Source organism: Sandaracinobacteroides sp. (assembly GCF_057137845.1).
Map to the genome: position 1 here is coordinate 1 of NZ_DBNHFX010000150.1, position 1,908 is coordinate 1,908.

General features: G+C 65.6%; 3 protein-coding genes. All 3 read left to right on the plus strand.

All coding sequences use genetic code 11. The features are described from left to right. The coding region (eda, locus tag AC16JP_RS08560; protein ID WP_484340195.1) for a bifunctional 4-hydroxy-2-oxoglutarate aldolase/2-dehydro-3-deoxy-phosphogluconate aldolase at window positions 1–459 on the plus strand (459 nt) is incomplete at its 5' end. Between the two features lie 7 nt (window positions 460–466). Continuing rightward, window positions 467–1,201, plus strand: a complete 735-nt coding sequence (ung, locus tag AC16JP_RS08565; RefSeq protein ID WP_484340196.1) for a uracil-DNA glycosylase — start codon at window positions 467–469, stop codon at window positions 1,199–1,201. 105 nt (window positions 1,202–1,306) lie between these two features. Then, window positions 1,307–1,908 (plus strand): mechanosensitive ion channel family protein (locus AC16JP_RS08570; protein WP_484340197.1); only part of this gene is annotated, 602 nt, incomplete at its 3' end.

Sequence of the window (1,908 nt, forward strand, 5' to 3'; positions counted from 1 at the left end):
GTGATCGCCCGCATGAAAGAGGTTCCGGGCGCAATCGTCGGCGCGGGAACGGTTTTGAACGTGCGCGATCTGGATGCGGCGATGGCGGCCGGGGCCGGGTTCATCGTGTCGCCGGGCCTGACGCCGGCGCTGGCGGAAGCCGCCGCCGACCGGGAAATTCCGTTCCTTCCGGGCGTTGCCAATGCTGGCGACATCATGATGGGCCTTGATCTGGGGCTGAACCGCTTCAAGTTTTTCCCGGCCGAGGCGTCGGGCGGGCTGAAGGCGCTGAAGGCGCTGGCCGCGCCGTTCGGCGATGTGCGCTTCTGCCCGACGGGCGGTATCACTGCCACGACTGCGGCTGGCTGGCTTGCCGAGGATGCGGTGTTGTGTGTCGGTGGAAGCTGGCTGGTCGGGCGCGGGGTGCCGGATGTTGCCGCGATCCGGGCGGCGGCGCAGGCAGCCTGCCGGTTGGGCTGAGCGCAGCTTGGGCGAGGGTGGCCTTCAACAGGAAATCCGGCAACAGGAAATCCGGCAACGGGAAATCCGGCTGGAGGAAAGCTGGCACCGTGCGCTGGCGCCGGTGTTCGACCAGCCGTTCATGGACGAACTGCGCGGGTTCCTGCTGGCCGAACGCGCACAAGGGCGTATCATTCTGCCGCCGGCCGGCAACTGGTTCCGCGCCCTCGACCTTACGCCGCTTGGCAGTGTGCGCGTGGTCATACTGGGGCAGGACCCCTATCATGGGGCCGGGCAGGCGCATGGCTTGAGCTTTTCAGTGCCGCCCGGCGTGCCGGTGCCGCCGTCGCTTCGCAACATCTTCCGCGAACTGCACGACGATCTGGGCATCGCGCCTGCCAGCCATGGCTTTCTGGAAAGCTGGGCGAAACAGGGCGTGCTGCTGCTGAACAGCGTGCTGACAGTAGAGCAGGGACGCGCCGAAGCGCACAAGGGCAGGGGCTGGGAACGCTTCACCGATGAAGTGATCCGGCAGGTGGCGGCGCGCGCCGAACCGGCGGTGTTCCTGTTGTGGGGCCGCTATGCACAGCAGAAGGCGGCGTTCGTCGATCCCGAACGGCATCTGGTGTTGAAAGCCGCGCATCCGTCGCCGCTGGCGGCACATGGCGGCTTTTTCGGTTGCCGCCACTTTTCGCGCGCGAACCAGTATCTTGAACGGCACGGCATGGCGCCGATCGACTGGGGACTGCCTGCCGCCGCCTGAAACGCCACCGCTCTGGCGATGTGCGCGCACTTGTCAGCACTGCTGCGTTCCGGCACCTTCCCCGGCAGATTCAGGCCGTTTTGCGTTCAAGCCGGGGAGGGGTGAATGGAAGCCGAAGCACTGCAGATGTGGGACAGGGCGCTGCCGTTGATGACGGCGGTTGCGCTGAAAGTGGCTGCCGCCTTTGCGCTATACATGGTGGGCCGCTGGCTTATCAGCTTTGCGATCCGGATGCTGTCGCGGGTGCTGACGGCACGGCAGTTCGATCCGACGCTGCAACGCTATACCGCCAATATTCTGGGCGTCGTGCTGAACGTGCTGCTGGTCGTCGCCATCCTCGGCTATTTCGGTCTCCAGACGACGAGTTTCGCTGCACTTCTTGCCGGGGTCGGCATCGCGGTCGGGGCGGCCTGGTCCGGGCTTCTGGGCAACTTCGCGGCTGGCGCCTTCCTGATCATTTTCAGGCCCTACAAGGTGGGGGATTATGTGGTTGCAGGCGGCGTCGAGGGCACCGTAACCGAGATCGGCATGTTCAACACCGTCATCAACACGCCCGACAATGTGGTGACGGTGGTGGGCAACTCGAAAGTGTCGACCGAAGTCATCAGGAACTTCAGCGCCAACCCGCATCGCCGCGTCGAGCAGGAGGCGCAACTGGCGTTCGGCGTCGATCCGCTGGAAGCGATCGCCCGGCTGAAACCGGCGCT